The sequence below is a fragment of the Georgenia sp. TF02-10 genome, assembly GCF_022759505.1.
Lineage (GTDB): Bacteria > Actinomycetota > Actinomycetes > Actinomycetales > Actinomycetaceae > TF02-10.
Window position 1 is genome coordinate 829785 of record NZ_CP094289.1, and the last position, 19780, is coordinate 849564.

Here is a 19780-nt window from a genome sequence, read left to right on the forward strand (position 1 = left end):
GGGTACTTGCGGTTCTTGCTAGTTCCACGGGTCGACGCCGACGCGCATGTCCTTCCCGGACGCGGCGAGGTCGAGGGCGTCGACGGTCTGGTCGAGCGCTAGCTGCGAGCCGACGAGGTCGTCGACCTGTATCCGGCCGGTGGAGACGAGGTCGGCCACGGCCCGGAAGTCGTCGAGCCGGCACGATGAGGCCCCAACGATCTCCCACTCGTTGTAGTGGATGTCGTTGGCCGGGATGACCAGGTCCGCCTCCGAGCCGAAGCCGGCGAACACCGAGATTCGCGCACCGGGCGCGAGAGCTCCGAGGTAAGGGGTGAGGGCGTCGCTGCGGCCGATGGCCATGATTAGCACGTCGATACCGCCGTCGCCCCAGTCCTTGATCTTCGCCGCCGTGTCCTCGCCCGGTGCCAGCACCAGGTCAGCACCGGAGGCCGCCGCGATCGCGCGTCGTCCCTCGATCGGGTCAACCGCTGCCACCCGGGGGATACCGAGGGCCCTGGCGAGACGGATGTGCAGGAGCCCGAGCGGGCCGCAGCCGACGACGAGCAGCGTCTCCGCCTCGGTCGATCGGACGAGCGTCTGCCCGTTGTACGCACATGCCAGCGGTTCGACGATGGCCGCTTCGGCAGCCGAGACGCCAGGGACGGGCACTATGTTCTGCACGGCGTTGGCGGGCACCCTGACGTACTGGGAGAGGCCACCGGGGAGCTGGTAGCCGAAGGCGACTCGGTTCCGGCAAATGTTCTCATGTCCCTTGCGGCACGCGGCACACCTGCCGCACGGCACCAGCGGGTAGATGCAGACACGGTCGCCCATGACCAAGTGGCCTGGAAGGGGACCGTTCGAGTCAGCGATGTGACCGGCGAACTCGTGGCCGAGCACGGTCGGGAAGGTGACGTTCCGAGACTTCCGCCCCGTGAAGATTCGCACGTCCGTGCCGCAGAGCAAGGTGGCGTCTACCTTGACGAGCACCTCGCCAGGTTCGAGCTCCGGGACCGGAACCTCGGCGATCCGAAGATCGTGCGGCGCATCGAGGATGGCCTGGCGCATTGTCGTCATGATGCTTGCCCTTCCGTTTCAGCCGCCGCTTCTTCAGGCTCGACGGTCGCCTGCCGGATCTCGCTCGCTCCGGACTCACGCATGACCTCGACCGCCTCAGGCGACGCCTCGTCGTCCGTGATGAGGCACCAGGAGGCGGGGAGTGGTGACCAGTAGTTGAAGTAGCCGCCCTGGAGCTTGGAGGAGTCGGCTAGGACTACGACGTTTTTCGCCTGGGTCATCATCAAGCTCTTGATCCGGCACTGATCCAAGGTGCGAGAGGCGATGCCCAGCCTCGGGTCAACTGCCTCGGCGCCGATGAACGCCGTCGTCGCGTAGACGTGGCGGAGCATCGCCTCGGCCTCTGCGCCGGCGATCGTCTCGTTCGTGTGGCGCAGGCGCCCGCCCAGGACAATGACAGAGACATCGTGGTTCTTCTCGAGCAGGGCGTTGATGGTCCCGATCCCGTTGGTGAATACGGTGAGCCGAGCAGCCTCGAGGTGTCGTGCCAGTGATTCTGTCGTCGTTCCGGCGTCGACGATGAGGACGTCCTCGTCCGCCACGCCAGCGGCGGCGAGGCGTCCGATTGCGTCCTTCGCGGCCCGCCGGGTAGTCGCGCGCTGCCTGACTGGTAGTTCGTCACGCGGACGGGCCAGGGTGGCGCCTCCGTAGGTGCGGGTCACCCCGTACTCCTGACGGAGCCGCGTGAGGTCGCGGCGCATGGTCGCGAGCGAGACACCGAAGCGCTCGGCGAGCTGCTCGACGGTCAGCTCATCTCCGGCCTCCAGCAGGCGCAGGATCTCCGCGCGCCGGGCGGCACCGCGGACGTCGCGTCGCCGGGAGGGGAGTAGTAGTTCTTCGGTGCTCATGAGGACTTCCTACATGAGCGGTTCGATCATGTCAACGTTGGTGCTCGAACCGCTCATCTCACGCCCCGGACAGATGCACTTGACAGCATCTTTGGGTTGCGGCAAGCATGCTGGCCAACTTCGAGCGCGCGGTGCGCTCGTCGGAGCGGGCCGGTCCGTGAGCGGACCGTGCACGAGTGCTTGCCCCCGCCAAGTCCCCGATGCGTGTTGTGAGCACGCAGGTACGAGGAGGTACCCGATGAGCAGTGACACGAAAGTCGACGCCACGACGGCACAGCCGAGGTCGCGCGCCTCGAGGATCCGCTGGTGGATGGCGGTCTTCTGTGCCGTCGGCTTGGCCATCAACTACATCGACCGATCAGCCATCTCAGTCGCACTGCCGTTCATGTCCGAGGACCTCGGGATCACTCCGGCGGAGCAGGGGTTGATCCTCAGCGCGTTCTCCTGGTCCTACGCGCTCATGCAGATCCCTGCAGGGCGACTCATCGACCGCTTCGGTGAGCGAATCATGTTCGGCGCCTCGGTGCTGGTCTGGTCGCTGTTCACGGCCGGCACGGCGCTGGTCCACACCTTCGCCGCCCTGCTCACGTTGCGTCTGGGTCTCGGTGTCGGGGAGGCGGGTGCATACCCGTCGGCCGCGAAGACTGTCTCGCGCTGGTTCCCGAAGCGGGAGCGCGCCAGGGCGACGTCCGTCTACGACTCCGGCGCCCGGATCGGCAGCGCCGTCGCCACGCCGCTCATCGCCTTCATCATCGCTCTGTGGGGCTGGCAGGCGGTCTTCCTTATCGCCGGCGGCATCGGCATCCTGTGGGCCATCGGCTGGTGGGCGATCTACCGGAGCCCCGAAGCCATGGGTTCGGTGAACCCCGCGGAGATGGCGATCGTCAACGCAGATCGGGGTGGCGCCCCTGCGAGCGCCTCTACCGAGAAGGCCATGCCACTTGTCGAGCTGCTCAAGCACCGCACGGTGTGGGGCATGATGCTCGGCTTCTTCGCCGTGAACTTTATGGTGACGTTCTTCCTGACCTGGTTCCCCACCTACCTTGTCCAGGACCGCGGGTTTGATCTGCTCAAGCTCGGCGCTTTCGGCGCGATCCCGCCGATCGCCGCAATCGCAGGGTCCTGGATCGGTGGGCTGACGGGTGACTTCTTGCTGAGCAAGGGTTGGAGCGTGACCAAGGTTCGCAAGACCTGCCTCGTGGGCGGCATGCTCGGATGCTCGGTCATCGCCCTCGCCGCCGTTGCTCCCGCGGCCTGGCAGGCGCTGACGTTGATGTCGATCTCCTACGCGGCCTCGTCGTTCACGATCGTGGCAATCTGGTGCCTTCCGGCGGACGTTGCCCCCACCGGTACCGTCGCTTCTCTGGGGGCGACGCAGAACTTCTTCGCCAACATCGGATCGGCTCTCAGCCCCATCATCATCGGCGCTCTCTACGGTGCCACCGGAAACTTCGGCCTGCCGCTTGCGACGGCCGGCGGAGTGGCGATCCTCGGTGCTCTGGCGTTCGGCCTGATCATCAAGCGGGTGGAGCCGATCGTGAATTCGAAGGCCGCCTGATCGAAGGGCAGCTTGTACGAGCCTGCGAGGGGATGGCGGTCGGCAAGGTCGGCCGCCATCCCGTCGGTGCACGTGGGAGTACGCCTGAAGATCCTGGTGTTCCCAGTCCGACCTGGGCTTCGCTGCCGCCGAAGGTGTCCCGGGCTCCGTCGCGTCGTCGGCTAAGGGCAGGAGCACTACTGGCTCGTGGCCCCGGGCAGTACACGCAGTTGAGATGGCCGCGGGGATCCGGATGACGGTTCTCGAGAGCCACGCAGGTGCCGGGGTTCGGTCTGTGGGTGCTCAGGATCGCTGCTGACCTTACTAAGGCGGTCGTAAGTAGGTCGACTCCGGCGGCCTTTTCTGCCATAATGGTTCTATGCGCGACAACGACGGCCGGAAGCTGGACCACGCCACCTTGGAGCAGATGCGGTTCCGCGCGGTGGACGCGGTAGAGGCCGGGGCCCACCCGGAAGATGTCGCGAAGATGCTGGGGATGCACGCGAAAACGGTGTACGGGTGGTTGGCCAGAGCGCGTGAGGGTGGCCGGGATGCGTTGAAGGCCAAACCGGTCCCGGGTCGGCCACCAAAGCTGGACGGAAGCCAGCTGCGCCGGCTTTACACACTGATCGTCGGGACCAACCCGCGCCAGCTCCAGTTCGACTTCGAGCTGTGGACCCGGGCGATGGTGCGTGAGGTGATCCGGCGCGAGTTCGGGGTGCACCTGTCGGAGGTGTCCGTGGGCCGGTTGCTCAGGAAGCTCGGCCTGTCGCCCCAGCGCCCGCTGTGGCGGGCCTGGCAGGCCGACCCCGAGGCGGTGGAGCGGTGGAAGGCGGAGGAGTTCCCCGCGATCCGGGCGGCGGCCAAGGCCGAGGGCGCGACGGTGTACTTCGCGGACGAGGCCGGCATCCGCTCGGACTACCACGCCGGGACCACCTGGGCCCCGGTCGGGCGCACCCCGGTGGTCAAGGCCACCGGGGCCCGGCACTCCCTGAACATGATCTCCGCGCTCACCCCCGCCGGAAAGCTGCGGTTCGCCACCTACACCGGCTCCTTCACCGCCGACCAGTTCATCAGCTTCTGCAAGAAGCTGCTCGCCGACACCGGCCGCGACGGCGGCGGCGGGGTGTACCTGGTCGTCGACGGTCACTCCACCCACAAGGCCAAGAAGGTCAAGGAGTTCATCGCCTCCACCGACGGCCGGCTGAAGGTGTTCATCCTGCCCGCCTACTCACCACAGCTCAACCCCGACGAGTGGGTCTGGAAGAACGTCAAGCACGACCGCGTCGGGCGCACCGCCCCACGCACCGCCGAGGAGTTCAAGAGCAACGTCATCGCCGCGCTCCACCGCCTCCAGAAACTACCGCACCTGGTACGCGGGTTCTTCGCCGATCCAGATCTCCGCTACATCACCGCATAACGGACCGGAGTCGACTTACTTACGTTCTCCTTAGTAACGCGGCAGGGCCTACGGGGCCGCTGCCGTCCCGGCGCCTCAGCCCTGCTGCCGGCTGGTGGCGTCGGAACTACTCGTGGCATCCGTGCCGGACTGCTCGGCTACGTCAGCGGCGGGAATCTCGCCGGGCGCGTGGATTCCGTCGGCGTCGCGAGCCGTGGGGGCGGCGCTGGTTCCGTCGACACCGTGAGTCTTGGCAGCGGCGCCGGCTCCATCGACGCTGCTGGCCGGCTCGCCGTCGTGCGCCTCTTCTAGGCCAGGGCTGGCCGCCGGGCTGCCCGCCGCCGTCGCCGTGGACCGCTGCGCCCGGTACTCGTGCACGTACCCCCACACCACGGCCCCCAGGCCAATCCCCACGCCGGTGAGGCACACGTCCGTCCAGCGGCCCGGCACCACGCCGAGCAGGTCCAGCACCGCCACCACCGCGGCGGCGATCATCCACACCACGGTGCCGGTCACCGTCATCGTGACCGCGTTGACCTTCGCGGGGGGCGGGTCCGGGCGACGCTCGAACACGTGGGGCTCCGCCATGGTCTCGATAGTAGGCGCGGGACGGCGGGCGGGGCCGTCCGCCGCGCGCCAGCCGCACCGGCGCCCGGCTTTCGTCCCACACCGCCACCCCGCTCGCGTGCCGCCCCGCAAGCCCCAGCACCCGCACCGAGACCCGCCCACTGGCCACCCGCCGTCGCCCGGGGTCTTGCCCGCCCCGGCCCCCGGCGCTACGGTCGCCGGACCCGGCGGCCGCCCCGCCGTCGGCCCGCGGGCCCGCCACCGACGGCGCGCCCAGCCCCCGCCCGCGCGGGGACCACGGGAAGGCCTCGTCCGAGGGGGAAGAACGTGACCAAGCAATGGCTCCGCACCGGCGTGGCGGTCACCGCCGTCGCCACGGCCGCCGGCGCCGGCCTCACCGCCGCCCACCCGCGCTGGCCCGGCGAGCCGGACCCTCCCCACGGGCCCCAGGCGCGCAACGTCATCCTCATCCAGGGCGACGGGATGGGCCTGAGCCACCGCGAGCTCTTCCGGCTCGCGCTCGTCGGGCACGAGGGCGAGCTGGCGATGGACTCCATGCCGCACAGCGGCTGGGTGCACACCGACCCCGCCGACCCCACCGAGCCGGTGACCGACTCCGCCGCCGCCGCGACGGCCTTCGCCAGCGGGGTCAAGACCTACAACGGGGCCGTCGGCGTCGACGCCGAGGGCAACCCGGTGGAGACCCTGCTGGAGCTGGCCCGCAGGAACGGGAAGTCCACCGGCCTGGTCACCACCTCCCAGGTCACCGACGCCACGCCGGCCGCCTTCGGTGCCCACGTCACCGACCGCTCCGCGCAGAGCGCCATCGCCCTGCAGTACCTCACCTCCTCCATGCCCGACGTCGTCCTCGGCGGCGGGGAGGACTGGTGGTACCCCGCCGGGGACCCGGGGGAGTGGCCGGACAACCCGCCGACCGACTCCACCGAGCAGAGCAAGGGCACCGAGGGCAACCTGGTCGAGCGGGCCCAGCAGGCCGGCTACACCTACGCCGCGACCCGGGAGGAGCTCGCCGCCGCCACCGGCCCCCGCCTGCTCGGCCTGTTCGCCAACGAGGAGATGTTCGAGCACCGCAACGAGGGCGAGGGCGCGGTCTACGACCCGGCGGTCCCGCTGCCGGAGATGGCCGCCAAGGCCCTCGACGTCCTCTCCGAGGACCGGCGCGGCTTCTTCCTCCTCATCGAGGAGGAGGGTATCGACGAGATGGCGCACCACAGCAACGCCCACCTGCTCATCGAGGCCGGCCGCGCCCTGGACGAGACGGTCGCCCTGGCCCGGGAGTTCGCCGCGGAGCACCCCCGCACGCTCGTCCTGGTGGTCGGGGACCACGAGACCGGCGGGCTGGCGATCGAGAACGTCGACCCGGACGACGAGTCCGGCGACGGCGAGGAGGCCGAGGACGGGCCGTTCACCGTCGCCGGCACCGACCTGGAGTTCACCGTGGACTGGACCACCGGCGGGCACACCGGCGCCGCCACGCCGATCACCGCCGAGGGGCCGGGGGCGGAGCGGCTGGGCGTCGTCCAGCAGAACACCGACGTCCACGACGCCGTGGTGCGCGCGATGATCGGCAACCGGCGGCCGCGTTAGGGGCGCTGGGCGGGCTCGGGGCGGGCCCCGGGAGGGCAACGGGCGCACGGCGACGGTGTTTCAGGCACTTGGGCGGGCGCGCGGGCCGGGCTCGGCCCTGGCCGGGGCTCGGCCTGACCGGGTCGGCGTCGCGCCCGGCCCTGGCCGGCGGCGTCGCACCGTCGACCGGCCCCGCCGGCCCGTGCCACCATGGCGCGATGAGCCCCAAGAGCAAGGGACGCAAGCGCAAGGACGGCCGTCCGGGAGGCGGGCGCGGCCAGGGCGGGGAGGTCCGCCGCCTGCCGTTCGTGACTGACGGCGACGTGACCGTGCCGACCGACGACGACGAGGCCGGGCCGGCCGCCGTCGCCGCATTCATGGCCGACATGCCGGTCACGGACGACGGCGAGCCGGTCATGAGCGCGGAGGAGGTCGCCCAGATGCTGGCGGACCCGGTCGGTGGGCTCATCCAGTCGCTGGGCGGCGCGATCCTCGACGTGGCCGGCGGCCCGGACCCCCTGGAGGCCGAGGCCAGCTCGGCGTCCGTGCTCCCCAGGCTGCTCCAGGTCGGCCGTTACCAGCCGGAGCGGGTGGCCGCCGACGACCAGCCCGGCCTACCGGTCGCGGACGTCCTCGACCGGTGCGTGGCCGACCCGACGCCGGAGGCGCTCGCGCTGGCACTCATCCTGGCCGAGCTCGCGACCGACGCCGGCCTCCGGGAGCGGGCCGGCGCCGTCGCCGCCCAGCTCCGGACCAGAGTCGAGCCGCCGGCCTGGGCGCCGGCCCTGGGCCGCGCCCGGCTGGTGGGCGCCTGGGAGACGACCGACGTCTACGGTGACCAGGCGAACGTGCTGTGCGCGTTCGACCGCGGCCCGCTCTTCGGTGCCCTCGGGCTGCACGGCCTGGTGTTCCTGGTGGACTTCAACGGCCCGGGCGTGTGGATCAAGGACCTCTACCCGGTGACCGAGGTCGAGGCGGCCCGGGCGGAGCTGCGCACGGCGGCCGCGGAGTCGGGCGGCGCCGTCCACTTCGTCGAGCCACCCCGGGAGGAGGTCCACGACGTCCTCGCCGCCGGGCTGGCGGCCTCGCTGGCCGGCCAGGTCCGCCTTGTCGAGCCCGACGAGGACTTCTGGGACACCTGGGTGCTGGCCGCCGCCCGGCTCCGCAGCTTCGCCGGCACCGCCGAGGGGTGGGGCCACTCCCGCCCGGACACCGAGCTCGAGCGGCTGGTGACGGAGTTCTGCCGGTCGGCCGAGGCCGCCGAGCTCGACGTGCCGGCGGACCTGGTCGAGCGGTACGCCCGGCTCGTGGTGCGCTACGGCAACGAGGCCGACGGCGGCCGGCCGCTGCGGGTGGGACCGGGGAAGACCGTGTCCTTCCTCGCCTGGGCCGCCGGCACGTTCCACCCGGAGGGCATCGCCAGCATCACCGGCGCCGAGCGGCCCACGCTCGTCGCGGTCGTCGGTGCCTGGAACGCCTGGGCGGGCCGGCGGGCGGGGCTGCCGGAGGACGCCGTCGAGGCGCTCCAGCTGGTCACCGACATCGGCATCGGCCCGGGTGGGGAGATCCTCGCGCTGGACGGTGCCGCCGTCGCCGCCGTCGGCGACGGCGCGGATGGTGCGGATGGCGGCGACGCCGACGGCCCGGACGAGCTGCCGGCGGCGCTGGCCCGGATCGCTGAGGAGCTCGCCCGCGCCCAGAGGTCCGGCAGCCGCGGCGGCGGAGCCGCCGCGGCCGAGCGCCGCCGGTTCGCCATGCCCTACCGGCGGGCCGTCATCGACGGCGTGCGGTACGACGGCCTCGACCCCGAGGACGAGGACGACCTCCAGATGCTCGTCCTCGGCGAGTACCCGGAGTACCAGCCCCTGCTGGAGGACCCCTACCCGAGCGAGCCGCTCGCGGTGGGCGCCACCCTGCACGTGTCGCTGCTCGCGCTCGCCGTCGCCCGGGTGTGGCACGACCACCCGGCCGGGACCTGGGCGGAGGCCCAACGGTTGCTCGGCCTCGGGTTGGAGCGGCGCGACGTCCTGGAGATCCTCGCCGCCCGGGCCGGCGAGCAGATCCTCGGCCCGAGCTCCAGCGGGCTCGGGCTGCTGGTGCGGCGCGCGACGATGCTGTCGGAGATCGGGGACCGGCCCTCGGCGGCCGACGGCGGCCGGGGTGCCAGCCGGGGCGGGACCGGTCGGTCCGGGGGCTGGTGGGCCTCGGGCTCGACCGGCAGCCTGGCCGGGACCGGGGCACGGGGCTATTGGGCCCCGAGCTCGACCGGCAGCCGGGGCCGCGCGAGCGGGGCACGGAAGCAGGCCTCGGGCCGGGCGGCCAGCCGCAACGACCGGCGGGTCGCCGGACCGGGTGCCGGGCCGACGTCGTCCTTCCGCGTGCGGGTGGACATCGTGGGTGCGCGGCCGCCCATCTGGCGCCGGCTGGTCCTGCCGGCGACGATGACCCTGGCCGAGGTGCACCTGGCGCTCCAGCTCGCCTTCGGCTGGACGGACTCCCACCTGCACACGTTCTCCGCGGGCTACGTGGACTACGGCAACCCGGGCGACGTCGACGGCGTCGAGGACGAGCACGACGTGCGGCTCCGGGACGTGCTGGCGGCGGTCGGTGACGTCCTTGCGTACGAGTACGACTTCGGCGACTCCTGGCAGCACCGGGTCGTGGTCGAGGAGATCCTCCCGGACGGGGAGGGGACGGTGCGCTGCCTGGGCGGCCGCCGCGCCGGCCCGCCCGAGGACTGCGGCGGCATCTGGATGTACAACGAGATCGTCGCCGCCCTCGAGGACCCACGCCGCGCGGCCTCAAGCGACCTGTCCGAGGACCTGGAGGAGGTGCTGCCCGAGATGGCGGAGATGCTGCCGTACGGACCGGCGCACTTCGACCGCGAGATGGTCAACGACCGGCTGCGTCGGGTGCCGGTGTCCTGAAGCGCCGTGCACTTGGTGGGCAACCCGCCGAAGCCCAACGAACGCAGGCGCCGGCCCGGACGTACCCGTGGAGAAGACGGTACGGACGCGCACGATGGTCGGATGGACGTTGAGCGCCTGACCCGCCGGGGACCGGTGTCGGTCGTGGCCGTGCTCGCCCTCGGGCTCCTGGCCGGGTGCACGGGCGCGACCGACGCCGACCCCGCTGCCAGCAGCCCCGCGGCGAGCAGCTCGGCGCCCGAGCCGGGGCCGGTGACAGCGGACCCGACGCCGGAGCCCGCGCCCACGACGGCCAGCTCGCCGCCGGAGGTGACGCACTATGACCCTCCGGAGCAGCAGGTGCTGGCGTCGCTGGACGAGGCGACCGGGTCGGCTGACGTCGGCCGGTTCCCGGTCACGGCGGACGTGGCGTGGGTCTACCTGACCTGCTCCGGCACCGGGGAGATCCGCATCAGCATCGACCCGGTGGGCTCGTTCCCGTTGCTGTGCGAGGACATCGCCGCGCCGTCGGCCAACCAGTTCCAGGTGTCCGACTACGAGGAGTACGCCGTGCGGGTGGAGGCGAGCCCGGGCAGACGTGGGCGGTCGCCGTCGCGACCGAGTAGCCCGGGCGGCCGCGTGCCCCACCTCACCACCGTTCCCACTGGTAATTAGCGGAGGTAATGACCTAGACTAACTCCCCGTATGACTGACACCGCCACCACCACCGCCCCGCCCCGTACCGAGAAGCGCACCGACCTCGCCACCAACCTGCGCGTGGCCGTCCTGCGCATGTCCCGCTGCCTGCGTACCGACCCCGGGTACGAGCTGAGCGAGGCGCAGCACTCCGTGCTCGCGGCCCTCGTCAACCTGGGCCCGATGAGCCCCGGGCAGCTCGCCGAGCACGACAAGGTCCAGCGCCCCTCGATGACCCGCACCGTCGCGGCCCTGGAGGAGCGCGGCTACGTCACCCGGACCAGCAACCCCGAGGACAAGCGGCAGGTCGTCGTCGCCGCCAGCGACGCCGGCCGGCAGCTGGTCAAGGAGGTCAAGCGCCGTCGCAACGCCTGGCTGGACAAGCGGCTGGCCAAGCTCACCCCGGCCGAGCGGGAGACGCTCGCCGAGGCCGCCCGGATCATGCGCCGGATGGTGGAGCAGTGAACCGGACCTTCTACTCCCTGCGCTTCTTCAACTACCGGCTCTGGTTCGTCGGTGCCCTCGTCGCCAACGTCGGCACCTGGATGCAGCGCGTCGCCCAGGACTGGCTCGTCCTGACCCACCTGTCGGACGACTCGGGCCTCGCCGTCGGCATCGTCACCGGCCTGCAGTTCCTGCCCATCCTGCTGATCAGCCCCTACGCCGGGCTCCTCGCCGACCGGCTGCCGCTGCGCAAGCTGCTCATCGGCACCCAGGCGGCGCTCGGCGCCCTCGCCGCCGGCCTCGGTGTCCTGGTGCTCGCCGGCGTGGCCGAGCTGTGGCACGTGTACGTCTTCGCGCTGCTCCTCGGCGTCGTCACCGCGCTGGACAACCCGGCGCGGCAGACGTTCGTCGCCGAGATGGTGCCGGCGGACTCCCTGCCCAACGCCGTCGGGCTGAACTCGACGTCGTTCAACGTGGCCCGGCTCATCGGCCCCGCCGTCGCCGGGCTGGCGATCGCCGCCGTCGGGCCGGGCTGGGTGTTCATCATCAACGCCGTCTCCTTCGCGGCGACGATCCTGTCCCTGACCCTGATGCGCGGCAGCGAGCTGCACCCGCTGCCGCACAGCCCGCGCGGCAAGGGGCAGGTGCGCGAGGGGCTGGCGTACGTACGCCGCCGCTCCGACATCGTCGTCATCCTCGTGGTCATCGGCGTGGTCGGTGCGCTGGGCCTGAACTTCCAGCTCACCTCCGCGGTGATGGCCCGGGAGGCCTTCGGCAAGGGGGCGGGGGAGTACGGCATCCTCGGCTCGATCATGGCCATCGGGTCCGTGGCCGGGGCGCTCCTCGCCGCCCGGCGCCGGCGCCCGCGGGTCCGGCTGGTGATCGGGGCGGCGTTCGCCTTCGGCGTCGCCATGGGCGTGCAGGCACTCATGCCGACCTACGAGCTCTACGCCCTGATGACCATCCCGGTGGGGCTGACGTCGCTGACCATGATGACGGCGGCCAACGCCACCGTGCAGATGTCGACCGAGCCGGCCATGCGGGGGCGGGTGATGAGCCTGTACATGATGGTGTTCATGGGCACCACGCCCATCGGCTCGCCGCTGGTGGGCTGGGTCGCCGAGCAGTTCGGGCCGCGCTGGTCGGTGGGCGTGGGGGCGATCGCCTCGGTGCTCGTGGCCGCGGCCGCCGCGGTCTGGGTCAAGCGGTCCTGGCACGTGGAGGTGCACTACTCCCTGCTGCACCGCCCGCACCTGCTCCTGGACGGGCCCGCGGAGCGGAACGCCCGCCGGGCGAGCGCCCGCCGGGCCGAGCGGGCCGAGCGCGACCTCGTCCGGGCCACCCTGGGCGGCACCGAGGCCGAGCAGGGGAGCCAGACCGCGTAAGCGGAGGCCCCCTCTGACCGCCGCGTCGGGCATTCCGGGGCTGACCGCATTGGGCCTAGCGGAGCGCAGTGCGAGCGCCGAGAGGAACGTCCCGGATAGCGCCGTCTGAAAGGCGTGGTAGGCGTCCGGCTTGCCGGGCCAGCTCCGGTTAGAAGGCACGTTGGTCTCGTCAAGCTCGTGGCGCCAGGACCCGAGCTCGTGGTCGACCAGGTAGCGATCGGCCTAGGACCATCACCGAGTAACGTCCTCCGCGTAGCGCTCATGACCGGTGACGCGGTGCAGGACGGTCACGGTACGGATGGCCTCCGCGAGAACCCAGTGCATCCGGGCCGCCCGCACCACCGCGCGTCCCGCCCAGTTCGTCGTGTACACGAACCCGTCGGTACCGGCGACGGCCCAGCCTTCCCGCCACCGCCCGGTCGAAGAGCGCGACCCCTGCCTCGGCCGCGCCCTGCGGTGCCTTGGAACCGAGGGACGAGTTGACGGCGATGAGCAGTCGTGTCCACTCCAGGCCGTGGCCCACGGTGGCAACGTGCGGCCGGAGCTTTGGGCGGGCTGGTCGCGGTGGTGCTCGAGGTCAGGGTCCAGTCTGAGTCGAAGTGCTCCGGGATCCGCCAGTCGTTCTCCCGGGCCATGCGCCCCCCGAGGGCGTTATCCGGCCGGGGCAACTCTGTCGTGCTCTCCCGTGCAGGTACTGGCGCCTTAGTCCTTGGCCGCGGCGAGCTTGCGGACCCACAAGGGCGACTCCCGCCCCTGCTTGCGATCGGTCACCAGGCGCAGCTTTGCCGCCTCGACCTCAAGGCTCGTCACATGCACCACGTTGGAGTCCGACGTCGCGATCCGCTCGGCGACCGTGCGGTGGCGCTCCGGGGCGGAGGCGCGGTGCCTGACGCTAGCGCTCGACATCACTTTCCCTCCCCACTCTCGTCCTCTACAAGGTACCGCAGCGCCGCCTCGGCGTCGTCGGGGATACCGAGTTCGTCGGGTCCGACGATCGGTTCCCAGACCGCCTCGATCACCTTGTTCTCCTCGGCGCCGGCGAGCGCGCTGTCAGCCTGGACCCGGAGCACCCGGACGCCGACCGTCGAGGAGGTCAGGCCGCCGGCCTCCACCTGCTCGATCGCCCACCTGGTCCGGTCCCACCAGTGGGTGCGCGCGTCAGCCTCCCGCCGCTGGCGCAGCGTCCGCCATCCAACGGCCGCGGCCAACGCGGCGATCGTCAGGGTGCCAACGGGCGCGAGAGCCGCGACCCACTGGACCGACTCGGGCAGGTTCGAGGTCACGAGCGCATCCTCTCAGGAGGCCCTGACACGGCCGGGATGGAGCACTGCATTTGGAGGCCGATCGGCGTCCGGCCAGATGCCGACGAACAACGAGCCGCTGATCACTGAACGTGTTGGGCAGCGGGGCCGCCATCGTGCGCGCGGGTCCGGGGGGAACCTCGACCGAGCCGGCCATGCGGGGGCGGGTGATGAGCCTGTACATGATGGTGTTCATGGGCACCACGCCCATCGGCTCGCCGCTGGTGGGCTGGGTCGCCGAGCAGTTCGGGCCGCGCTGGTCGGTGGGCGTGGGGGCGATCGCCTCGGTGCTCGTGGCCGCGGCCGCCGCGGTCTGGGTCAAGCGGTCCTGGCACGTGGAGGTGCACTACTCCCTGCTGCACCGCCCGCACCTGCTCCTGGACGGGCCCGCGGAGCGGAACGCCCGCCGGGCGAGCGCCCGCCGGGCCGAGCGGGCCGAGCGCGACCTCGTCCGGGCCACCCTGGGCGGGACCGAGGCCGAGCAGGGCAGCCAGACGGCGTAAGCGGGGCGGCCCGCCTGACCCGCCCCGGATGACCCCGGCGCCGTGGCGGTTGCGCGAGCCCCGTCACCGCGGTGTCATCGGGCTCCACGTGGTGCCTCGACCCGCGGCCGTCCGGGTGGACCGCCGCCGCGGCGGGGGAGAGGGTGAGGCCGACGCCTCGCCAGCTCACCTTCATCCTCCGTATTCATCCCCTTATCGTCCGGTGCCAGGGCGACACGGGACCGCCTGATCCGGTGGGATCGGAGACGTGCCGGTGGGACCAGCCCGGTGCGCCAGAGCGCCGGCCCGGCGACCCCCCGACGCCGGGCCGGCCCCGCGCATTTCCGGCCCCCGTCGATGCCGGGCCGGCGCGACGCGTCACCCCCGTTCCCGTGCACCCCGCACCGGCGCGAACAACGCCGGTCACCTCGTCAGCGAGCAGTGGCGCCTGCGCCGCGACGGCCAGGACATCTGCGCCAGGCCGGCTTCTCCGCGTTCGCCACTCAAGCCGTGCTCAACCGGCAGTCGCTCGTCGCCGTCGGCGACGACATCCCGCCCGAGATCGCCGCGGTGCTCAGCTGCGCCGTGCTCACCGGTGGCGCGCTGGGCAACGGGCACGGTGATCGGCGTCGACGCCGACCCTGGAGAAGCTCGTGCTGCCGAGGAGCTCGGCACCGACGAGGCGTACACGCCGCCGGACACCACCGAGCACGGCATCAAGGCGTCCGTGGTTCTCGAGGCGCCCCGGGCCAGTGTCCCGCACCGCTCCCGCGCCGCGCCGATGTGGCTCCGGGTCAGCCGACGATGATGACGTCGAGGGTGTGGGGGCCGTGGACGCCTTCGACGCGGACGAGTTCGATGTCGCTGGTGGCTGAGGGGCCGGCGATCCAGGTCAGGGGGCGGGTGGGGTGCTCGGCGAGGTCGGTGACGGCCTGGGGGACGGTGGCCAGGACCTGGTCGCGGCGGATGACGCAGACGTGGTGGTCGGGCACAAGGCTGATGGCCCGCCGTCCCTGGTCCGGTTCACCGTCCAGGACGATGACCCCGGAGACGGCGATCCCGAGGCGGGCGGCGGTCAGGACGGCGCCGGCGGTGTCGAGCTCGTCGTTGGACAGGGGTGGGTTGTCGGTGCGTACCTGCGTCCCGGTCGCGGCGACCGCCTCGTGCCAGGGCGTCGGCAGGCCGGGTGGGACCACGACCGTTCCGGCGTCGGTGAGCAGGCCGGCCAGGACGCCGCCCACGCCGTCGTCGTCGCAGTGGTGGACGCGGGCGCGGTAGTCCTCGAGGCGGTCGACGAAGGTGGCCACGACCTGCGGTGAGCCCGGGGGAGCGGGAGCGTCGGTGTCGTACTCCCGTGGGATGGTCACGGGGGTGGCTGACGCGCGGCCGTTGGCGTCGCGGATCCGGGCGAGGATGGCCTCTCGTGCCCCCATCACGCCTCCTCGGTGCGGGCAGGGCCGGCGTGGCTGGCGTCGGCGGGTCCGGCGCCGGTGGGGGTGGTGTGGGTGCGGTCCCACCACTGGCGGAAGGTCTCGCGCGGTGGCTGGGGCAGGTCGCGACCGTCGGTCCAGGCTCCGGCGCCGGGCAGGGAGGTGATCTGGCCGTCGCGGGCCAGGGGGCGCAGCACGCGGGCTGCGCGTTCCCCCGCGCCGAAGACGTGCCCGTTGGACATCGCGGCGCCGGCCGCGCTCATCGCCAGTCCCCACGCCGTCGGCCCGCGGCGGCGTTGGGCGGAGTTGACTCGTTCCCGAAGGTGGACGAGCACGGTGGGGATGTCGATCTTGACCGGGCAGGCCTCGTAGCACGCCCCGCACAGCGAGGACGCGAACGGCAAGGAGGCGCTGGGGTCGTTCGGGTCGAGCTCGCCGGTCCCCGTCCCGCGCAGCAGCGGGGTCAGGATCGCGCCGATCGGGCCGGGGTAGACCGACCCGTAGGCGTGCCCGCCGGTGCGCTCGTAGACCGGGCAGACGTTCAGGCACGCCGAGCAGCGGATGCAGTGCAGCGCCTGACGGCCCACGTCGTCCGCCAGGGCCTTGGTTCGCCCGTTGTCCAGCAGGACGAGATGGAAGGCCTGGGGCCCGTCCCCGGGCGTGACGCCCGTCCACATCGAGGTGTAGGGGTTCATCCGCTCACCGGTCGACGAACGCGGCAGGAGCTGGGTGAAGACCTCCAGGTCCCGGAACGTCGGCAGGACCTTCTCGATGCCCATCACCGTGATCAGCGTCTGCGGCAGCGTCAGGCACATCCGGCCGTTGCCCTCGGACTCGAAGACCGCGACCGTACCGGTCTGCGCGATCGCGAGGTTCGCCCCGGAGATCGCGACCTTCGCCGCGAGGAACCGCTCACGCAGGTAAGCCCGGGCGGCCATGGCCAGCACCCGCGGTTCGTCGGTCAGCTCAGCGGGCACCTGCCCCATGCGCTCACGGAAGATCTCCCGGATCTCGCTGCGGTTGCGGTGGATGGCGGGCACGAGGATGTGGGAGGGCTGATCCCCGGCGAGCTGGACGATGAGCTCGGCCAGGTCGGTCTCGGTGGCGGTGATGCCCTGGGACTCCAGGTGCTCGTTCAGGCCGATCTCCTGAGTCGCCATCGACTTGACCTTGACCACCTCACGCTCACCGGTGGCCTGCACGAGCTCGGTGACGATCTGGTTGGCCTCGTGCGCGTCCCGCGCCCAGTGCACCACCCCACCACGGGCGGTGACCTTCTCCTCCAGCTCCACCAGCAGCTCCGGCAACCGGGCCATCGCATCGGCCTTGATCGCCGCCCCGGCCTCACGCAGCGCCTCCCAGTCCCCCAGCTCACCGGTCACCCGCAGCCGCTTGTCGCGAATGGTGCGGGTGGCATGAGCGAGGTTGGCCCGCAGCTGCCCGTTCGTCAGGGTCTCGCGCGCCGCGGCGGGGAACGAGGGCCCCCACCGCAACGGGTCCTCAGGGCTCTTCGGCGGCAACGGCGCCGGCATACCCAAGAACGTCGTCACCGTCCGCCTCCAGGAATCGGCTCACCAACGGGGGCACCCACCCCGTCACCACGAACCGCCGGACCGTCCGGCGCCTGCCACGGCTCGTCCACGGTGGCCGCGAGGATCTCGGCGAGGTGAACCGTCCGCACCCCCGTGCCTTCCCGCGAGAGCCGGCCACCGATGTTCATCAGGCACGAGTAGTCCCCGGCCGTGACCACCTCCGCGCCCGTGCTAACGACGTGCCGCGCCTTGTCCGCCACCATCGCCACCGACGTCGCCGAGTTCTTCAACGAGAACGTCCCTCCGAACCCGCAGCACTGATCCGCCTCCGGCAACGCCACCAGGTCGATCCCGCCCACCGCCCGCAGCAGCCGCAAGGGCCGGTCCCCGACCTTGAGCAGCCGCAGCGAGTGGCAGGTGGGGTGATATGTAACTCGGTGCGGGAACCACGCCCCCACGTCGGTCACCCCCAGGACGTCGATGAGCAGCTCGGACAGCTCGTACGTCCGCTCGGCCACCGCCGCGGCGGTGCGGGCCAGGGCAGGATCCCCCTCCCGCTCGGCGACCATCGCCTGCTGTTGACGCACCGACCCCACGCACGAACCCGACGGCGCCACCACCGCGTCCCACTCACCCGCGAGCACCGGCTCGAACGCCCGCACATGGTTACGGATCACCGGCACCGCCTTGTCGTAATAACCGGTGTTCACATGCATCTGCCCGCAACACGCCTGCCCGCGCGGGAACACCAGCTCATGCCCTAACCGCTCAAGCAGACGCACCGTCGCCGCCGGAGCCTGCGGGAACATCGCATCATCGAGACACGTAGGAAAGATCGCGATCCGCACGTCAGTCTCCCTTCCGGGGCACCGAGGTCGTCACCATAGCCCTCAGCCCACCATCCAGCCGAGGACCGGTGTGGACTGGAGGTACACGAGGATGCACAGCAGGAGCAGCATCCCTAGCGAGTAGCCGATGACCTTTCGCAAGAGCACCGACTCCGACCCCGGCTCCCCGATGGCCGTGGCGGCGATCGTGAGGTTCTGCGGGCTGATGAGCTTGCCGACCACCCCACCGGAGGTATTGGCGGCGACGAGCAGGTCCGGGTTGATGCCCGCGGACTGTCCGGCCGTCTGCTGCAGCTTCGCGAACAGGGCGTTGGCCGAGGTGTCCGAGCCGGTCACGGCGGTGCCGAGCCAGCCGAGGATGGGCGAGAGGAACGCGAAGAAGCTGCCGGTGGCGGCGAGCCACGCCCCGATGCTGATCGTCTGCCCGGACTGGTTCATGACGTAGCTGAGCGAGAGGATGCTGGAGATCGTGAGGATGGGCCAGCGCAGGTCTGCGATGGTCCGGAACAGCTGGCCGACACCGCGCCCGACGCTCATCGGCGGCAGGTCACGCTCACGTGCCAGGGCGTAGACGACCGTGACGATGAGGCCGGTGATGAGCAGCATGGTGCCCGGCGAGGAGAGCCACGTGAAGGTGTACACCGCGCTCGTCGACGGCTCGCCGTCGGGGGTGAGCAGGTTCCCGTAGAGGCCGGGCCACTGGATGGTGATGTCGGTGGAGGCGAGTGCGGCCGGCACGTCGACGCCCCAGCGCCACAGCTTGCCGATACCGAAGATGACGACGACGAGCCAGTACGGCATGAGCGCGAGGGTCACCCGACCGGTCGTCAGCGAGCGGCGCCGCTTCTCGGTCTTCGACCGCACCTCCGGCGGGGTCTTGGGGTGCCAGACGGCCAGCAGGGCCACGGCGGCGGCGAACCCGCCCAGGGCGGCGACGACGTCGGTGAGCTCGTAGGAGAAGTGGTTCGAGGCCCACCACTGCAGCACCGCGAAGGCACCGCCGGTGACGAGCGCGACCGGCCAGACCTGACGGACGCCGCGGACGCCGTCGACGAGGAAGAGCAGGAGCAGCGGGATCCACGCCGCGAGCAGCGGGGTCTGGTGGCCGACGATCGCGGCGATGTCCGTGGCCGGGATGCCGGTGAGGTTGCCGGCCGTGGTGATCGGGATCGCCATGGCGCCGAACGCCACCGGCGCGGTGTTGGCCACGAGGACGACGACGGCCGCGCGCAGCGGTGGCAGGCCGAGCGAGACGAGCATCGCACCGGTGATGGCCACCGGGGCACCGAAGCCGGCGAGGGCCTCGAGGAGGCCACCGAAGCAGAAGGCGATGAGCATGGCCTGGACCCGCATGTCACCGCGGCCGACGGCGCTGAACACGGCCCGCACGTCCTCCCCGCGGCCGCTGATGACGGTGAGCTGGTAGAGCCAGATCGCCGTGATGACGATCCACAGGATGGGGAACAGGCCGAACACGGCGCCCTGGGTGGCGGACAGGAGGGCCAGCTGGGCGGGCATCCCGAACGCGAGGACGGCGACGAGAAGCGCGACCGCCAGGGATCCCAGCGCGGCGACGTGGGCCTTGACCTTGACCACGCCGAGCAGGACGAAGAAGGTCAGCAGGGGCAGCAGCCCCACGAGGGCGGACGTCAGCAGGCTGCCGCCCACTGCGTCGGTCTGGGCGGTGAAGGTCTGAGTCAGGACGGGTGAGGACATCATCGGCGCTCTCCGTGCAGCAGTGGATGGCTCCCCGCGACGA

18 protein-coding genes and 1 pseudogene are annotated in these 19780 nt (G+C 71.7%); 9 read left to right on the top strand and 10 right to left on the bottom strand.

Annotation, left to right across the window (positions count from 1 at the left end; genetic code table 11):
- Positions 1-18 precede the first annotated feature (18 nt).
- Positions 19-1050, bottom strand: coding sequence for an alcohol dehydrogenase catalytic domain-containing protein (locus tag MF406_RS03730; protein ID WP_242896663.1), 1032 nt, complete (start codon positions 1048-1050; stop codon positions 19-21).
- Positions 1051-1055: 5 nt separating this feature from the next.
- Positions 1056-1907 carry a DeoR/GlpR family DNA-binding transcription regulator gene (locus MF406_RS03735; RefSeq protein WP_242896664.1) on the bottom strand — a complete coding sequence of 284 codons (852 nt, stop codon included), beginning with the start codon at positions 1905-1907 and terminating at the stop codon, positions 1056-1058.
- Between the two features lie 238 nt (positions 1908-2145).
- Here MF406_RS03735 and MF406_RS03740 point away from each other — a divergent pair, with 238 nt between their 5' ends.
- Positions 2146-3465 carry an MFS transporter gene (locus tag MF406_RS03740; protein ID WP_242896665.1) on the top strand — a complete coding sequence of 440 codons (1320 nt, stop codon included), beginning with the start codon at positions 2146-2148 and terminating at the stop codon, positions 3463-3465.
- Positions 3466-3823: 358 nt separating this feature from the next.
- On the top strand, positions 3824-4864 hold the full coding sequence (locus tag MF406_RS03745) for an IS630 family transposase (protein ID WP_242892089.1): 1041 nt from the start codon (positions 3824-3826) through the stop codon (positions 4862-4864).
- Positions 4865-4939: 75 nt separating this feature from the next.
- Here the strand turns inward: MF406_RS03745 and MF406_RS03750 are convergent, their stop codons facing one another.
- Positions 4940-5431, bottom strand: a complete 492-nt coding sequence (locus MF406_RS03750; RefSeq protein ID WP_242896666.1) for a hypothetical protein — start codon at positions 5429-5431, stop codon at positions 4940-4942.
- A gap of 306 nt (positions 5432-5737) precedes the next feature.
- On the opposite strand from MF406_RS03750, the gene MF406_RS03755 reads away from it, so the two are divergent.
- From MF406_RS03755 to MF406_RS03775, 5 genes are all read left to right on the top strand, one after another.
- Positions 5738-7018 (top strand): alkaline phosphatase, encoded by a 1281-nt coding sequence (locus MF406_RS03755; RefSeq protein WP_242896667.1) that lies wholly within the window; start codon positions 5738-5740, stop codon positions 7016-7018.
- A gap of 197 nt (positions 7019-7215) precedes the next feature.
- Positions 7216-9924 carry a plasmid pRiA4b ORF-3 family protein gene (locus MF406_RS03760; protein ID WP_242896668.1) on the top strand — a complete coding sequence of 903 codons (2709 nt, stop codon included), beginning with the start codon at positions 7216-7218 and terminating at the stop codon, positions 9922-9924.
- A 102-nt stretch (positions 9925-10026) separates the two neighbouring features.
- Positions 10027-10578 (top strand): hypothetical protein, encoded by a 552-nt coding sequence (locus tag MF406_RS03765; protein WP_242896669.1) that lies wholly within the window; start codon positions 10027-10029, stop codon positions 10576-10578.
- A 30-nt stretch (positions 10579-10608) separates the two neighbouring features.
- Positions 10609-11064, top strand: a complete 456-nt coding sequence (locus MF406_RS03770) for a MarR family winged helix-turn-helix transcriptional regulator (protein WP_242896670.1) — start codon at positions 10609-10611, stop codon at positions 11062-11064.
- Positions 11061-12428 carry an MFS transporter gene (locus tag MF406_RS03775; protein ID WP_242896671.1) on the top strand — a complete coding sequence of 456 codons (1368 nt, stop codon included), beginning with the start codon at positions 11061-11063 and terminating at the stop codon, positions 12426-12428. The genes MF406_RS03770 and MF406_RS03775 overlap by 4 nt, the downstream gene beginning before the upstream one ends.
- Before the next feature lie 117 nt (positions 12429-12545).
- Here MF406_RS03775 and MF406_RS18670 read toward each other — a convergent pair.
- The 3 genes and pseudogenes from MF406_RS18670 to MF406_RS03790 form a co-directional block, all read right to left on the bottom strand.
- Positions 12546-12959 (bottom strand): annotated as a pseudogene (locus MF406_RS18670) (AGE family epimerase/isomerase); the annotation flags it as partial.
- A 171-nt stretch (positions 12960-13130) separates the two neighbouring features.
- Positions 13131-13334: a hypothetical protein gene (locus MF406_RS03785; RefSeq protein ID WP_242896672.1), complete on the bottom strand. Its 204-nt coding sequence runs from the start codon at positions 13332-13334 to the stop codon at positions 13131-13133.
- Positions 13334-13711 carry a hypothetical protein gene (locus MF406_RS03790; protein WP_242896673.1) on the bottom strand — a complete coding sequence of 126 codons (378 nt, stop codon included), beginning with the start codon at positions 13709-13711 and terminating at the stop codon, positions 13334-13336. Before MF406_RS03790 ends, MF406_RS03785 begins: the two co-directional genes overlap by 1 nt.
- Before the next feature lie 188 nt (positions 13712-13899).
- Here MF406_RS03790 and MF406_RS03795 point away from each other — a divergent pair, with 188 nt between their 5' ends.
- Together MF406_RS03795 and MF406_RS03800 are read left to right on the top strand one after the other, a co-directional pair.
- Positions 13900-14232, top strand: coding sequence for a hypothetical protein (locus MF406_RS03795; protein WP_371744589.1), 333 nt, complete (start codon positions 13900-13902; stop codon positions 14230-14232).
- 574 nt (positions 14233-14806) lie between these two features.
- Complete coding sequence (locus MF406_RS03800) at positions 14807-15019, top strand: hypothetical protein (protein WP_242896674.1); 213 nt, start codon at positions 14807-14809, stop codon at positions 15017-15019.
- On the opposite strand, the gene MF406_RS03805 is transcribed toward MF406_RS03800, so the two are convergent.
- From MF406_RS03805 to MF406_RS03820, 4 genes are read right to left on the bottom strand one after another with little or no spacing between them, the layout of a single operon-like run.
- The gene (locus MF406_RS03805; RefSeq protein ID WP_242896675.1) at positions 15006-15644 is read right to left on the bottom strand and encodes a lactate utilization protein C; all 639 of its coding nucleotides are present in this window, start codon (positions 15642-15644) and stop codon (positions 15006-15008) included. The two genes, MF406_RS03800 and MF406_RS03805, sit on opposite strands and share 14 nt — an antisense overlap.
- Positions 15644-17173: a lactate utilization protein B gene (locus tag MF406_RS03810; protein WP_242897674.1), complete on the bottom strand. Its 1530-nt coding sequence runs from the start codon at positions 17171-17173 to the stop codon at positions 15644-15646. Before MF406_RS03810 ends, MF406_RS03805 begins: the two co-directional genes overlap by 1 nt.
- Before the next feature lie 14 nt (positions 17174-17187).
- On the bottom strand, positions 17188-18021 hold the full coding sequence (locus tag MF406_RS03815) for a (Fe-S)-binding protein (protein ID WP_242896676.1): 834 nt from the start codon (positions 18019-18021) through the stop codon (positions 17188-17190).
- A 42-nt stretch (positions 18022-18063) separates the two neighbouring features.
- Complete coding sequence (locus MF406_RS03820) at positions 18064-19740, bottom strand: L-lactate permease (protein WP_242896678.1); 1677 nt, start codon at positions 19738-19740, stop codon at positions 18064-18066.
- Between the last annotated feature and the right edge of the window lie 40 nt (positions 19741-19780).